General features: G+C 52.0%; 5 protein-coding genes. 3 read left to right on the forward strand and 2 right to left on the reverse strand.

All coding sequences use genetic code 11. The annotated features are described in order from the left end of the window. Positions 1–365 precede the first annotated feature (365 nt). The 3 genes from OB87_RS19125 to OB87_RS19135 all read left to right on the forward strand — a co-directional run bounded on the left by OB87_RS19125 (position 366) and on the right by OB87_RS19135 (position 1,452). Entirely contained in the window at positions 366–698 is a 333-nt protein-coding gene (locus OB87_RS19125) for a helix-turn-helix domain-containing protein (RefSeq protein ID WP_026358148.1), read from the forward strand. A 77-nt stretch (positions 699–775) separates the two neighbouring features. Beyond that, entirely contained in the window at positions 776–1,105 is a 330-nt protein-coding gene (locus OB87_RS19130) for a SymE family type I addiction module toxin (RefSeq protein WP_033570959.1), read from the forward strand. Then, positions 1,102–1,452, forward strand: a complete 351-nt coding sequence (locus OB87_RS19135) for a SymE family type I addiction module toxin (RefSeq protein WP_033570960.1) — start codon at positions 1,102–1,104, stop codon at positions 1,450–1,452. The genes OB87_RS19130 and OB87_RS19135 overlap by 4 nt, the downstream gene beginning before the upstream one ends. Positions 1,453–1,534: 82 nt before the next feature. On the opposite strand, the gene OB87_RS19140 is transcribed toward OB87_RS19135, so the two are convergent. Together OB87_RS19140 and OB87_RS20440 are read right to left on the reverse strand one after the other, a co-directional pair. After that, on the reverse strand, positions 1,535–1,978 hold the full coding sequence (locus tag OB87_RS19140; protein WP_033570961.1) for an SMI1/KNR4 family protein: 444 nt from the start codon (positions 1,976–1,978) through the stop codon (positions 1,535–1,537). A gap of 9 nt (positions 1,979–1,987) precedes the next feature. Continuing rightward, positions 1,988–3,138 (reverse strand): HNH endonuclease signature motif containing protein (locus OB87_RS20440; RefSeq protein WP_235425303.1); only part of this gene is annotated, 1,151 nt, incomplete at its 5' end.

The raw sequence follows: 3,138 nt of genomic DNA on the forward strand, positions 1-3,138 counted from the left end.
GAACCTCAGCGGCTGATGCGTGCCAATGCCCAGCGTCGTCAGCCGACCGCCCGCATCATACCCGTACTCAAGACGTAAAAATGCTGTCAATACCCTAAATAGGTATAATTAAAACATCCATTAAGAACACAAAGCAAATTCTCACCACAGATAGCACCTACCACCAAAGGCCATTATTAACGGACTCGATAACGGATTGATGCACCGAAAGCAGAAAAGCGGAATCTGTAAAATGTTTCCTATAAAACCCTTGTAAATGCTCTTTATAGATATTAACATGCAACCCATCAAGAGCACACAAAACACCCTATCCAGAACAGGGAGAGATAATGAGCAAAATCGGTAATTATCAGAGGATGTTCTGGATGAGCTTTTCAACCCGTTTTCTGCAACTGCGCAAGCAGTACGGCCTAACCCAGCCACAGATGGCTGACAAAGTGGGGATACATCTGACTCAGGTTCGCCGCTATGAATCCGGCGAAGCACAGCCCTCTTTAGATATTCTCAAACGCACAGCCATTACCTTTAACGTGTCGACTGACTGGCTGATTTTTGAGGATGGCGAGCGTGAGCCACAGGATGAGTTGAAACTGAAGTTTGAAGCCATCAGACAGATGGATGAGGACGAGCTGAAGACGGTAACGTCCGTTCTCGACGCCATGATTTTAAAACATCAGGCAAAGCGCTTATTACGCTGAGTTTGAACTGACGCCGTGCAGGCGTGCTCGCAACACACCCGCACGACTAACCACAAGCAACTAAATAGGAGTTGACCATGGCTGACGCGCATTCTACGCCAGACACCACCGTTTTTAAAATCTCTCAACATGAGCGCTTTACCCGCGTCGGCTATCGACCGGTTAAAGGCAACCACGACACTCCCGCCATCACCATGGCAGGCCACTGGCTGAAGGAAGCCGGGTTCCGCACCGGGCAGCCGCTGAAGCTGCGCGTGATGCCCGGCTGCATTGTCATCACCACGCAGGATATCCGCTCACTGTGGCAGGACCTGCACGCACTCAGTGTTGCCGCGTTTGATGAACAGGCGGTGGCACGGTGGCTGAGCGGGTTTCCCGGCGGACTGGATATTGGGGGCGTACAATGAGCATCGACATTGATATCGCGTGGCAAGCAGGTGACCTGCCCGAACTGACCCTGAACGGCACCGCGCTGGCACAGGCCGGGTTTACCGCCGGGGCGTTGTTTCGTATCAGCCTGTACCGTAACGGGCTGATGCTGACCCGGCTGGACGATGACACCGATATCGCCGCGCTGGTGGCCGAACTGGATGGCAGCGAGACAGAAGGCGCGGACTGGGTAAGTGACAACGGTGAACTGACGCTGGCAGGTGACTGGCTCACCCAAAGCGGCTTACTCACCCCACCGTTCAGCATTGAAGCGCTGCCCGGTCGGATCATGATCCGGGCTGAGTCGGGTGCGATGCTGGCGTAATCACGCTGGCAGCTAAATAGAAAAAAGCCGGAAGGATCGTTGGATCGCTTCCGGCTTTTATTTTCTCTCTTTCCAAATAACATTAATTGATTTTATAAAAACGCTTCAAGAAAGAAGTAAAGGATGTATCAATATGAATAATATTACCACCATCTTGGGCATATAAATAAATTTCACCCCAATCATCATCCCTCAATGAGATAAAGATTACATTACCACCAAAATCATAAGCAAAAGGTACAAATTCCTTATATCCCCAGGCACCATACTGCTCATCATCAGGTTCTATTTCTTGGATATCTTCAATTAGTTTTTCAATAGTTACCTGTCCATACTTAATAGGATTAAATCCATTTACAGGCAACCCCCATAACTCAGCTTCAACATCCGATTCAGAAACGAAACCACCATTAATCCTAATATAATGTTCTTTAAAGGAATCAGGAATAGAAACCGAGAACATAGATTCAAAATCGTTCACATCTTGAACGGTTAATTTTTTTTGAGGAGAGATAAGTTCAGCCATATTTAATCCTCACCATGTTTTAAAGGTATATTTTTCCCCTGTAGCAGCTTGATACTGACTTACACCACCAACATGAGAAATCCCATTATGTGCATCAGTTCTTACTAACTGCATTGTCCCCATTCCCGTTTTAGGGTCATAATCATCTAAATGGTGCCAAACATAACTGTTTCCATTTAAGCTAGGAGTTGAATTCTGCCCAAACCCAGCCTGACTCGCAGCTTTGAAATCGCCCTGATAATCACCAGTATATTTTATCTTCACTATCGGGTTAGCAGGGCTTCCATCGGGTTTAAGACGCTCAGGATTATTATAGAGCGCATTACTATTAGAATAATCTAAACCACCTCTTTCATTTCGTACTACACCCGTAAAGCCACGTTCTTTTAACTTAGCCTCTGGACACCCAACCAGCCCCAGTGGATCCACCCACTCCATCGGGTTATGCACATACCCCTGCGGTCGGATGCCTCCTAAAATCCCCAAAGGATCCGCCGACAGGTACTGCCCGCTTTCAGGGTCAAAATAACGGTGACGGTTGTAATACAGCCCCGTCTCCGCGTCCCACACCTGCCCCTGATAACGCAGCTCGCAGTATACCTCCTCGTTGGCCGCGTCACCCAGCCAGCGCCGCAGCGGGATGGGGCGACGGTCTTCACGGTGCGGCCCCCACAGCCCCTGCTCGCCACGCCAGTGTACCTCGCCCGCCTCGCTGCACAGCTCACGCGCCGTCCCCGTCAGGTCCGTCACGATGTAGTGCAGCCGGGTTTCTCCCTCCTGCTCCTGCGCCTCCACCTGCGCCAGCGGCCGGAAGCTCCCCGGCTCGTACACCCACTGCACCGCCCGCGCCACGCTGCCGTCCACCCGGTACTGCGTCTGACCCGACAGCTGGTCACCGTCCCACCGGTACGCCACCCGCGCTACCGCCTGCGCCGACGGCACCTGGCCCTCGCGCACCTTGCTGATTCGGCGGCCGAATGCATCGTAACCATACCGCCATCGCGCACCGTCCGGCAAACTCACCCCCACCAGACGGTCCTGCGCATCCCACGTAAAGTGCGTCTCCTTCGCCCTGAACCCCGGCCGCACTTCCCGTTTCACCGACAGCCGACCGCACCCGTCGTACTGATACGTCTGACTGCCGCGCTGTGTCACCCGGC

Source organism: Dickeya undicola (genome assembly GCF_000784735.1).
GTDB lineage: Bacteria > Pseudomonadota > Gammaproteobacteria > Enterobacterales > Enterobacteriaceae > Dickeya > Dickeya undicola.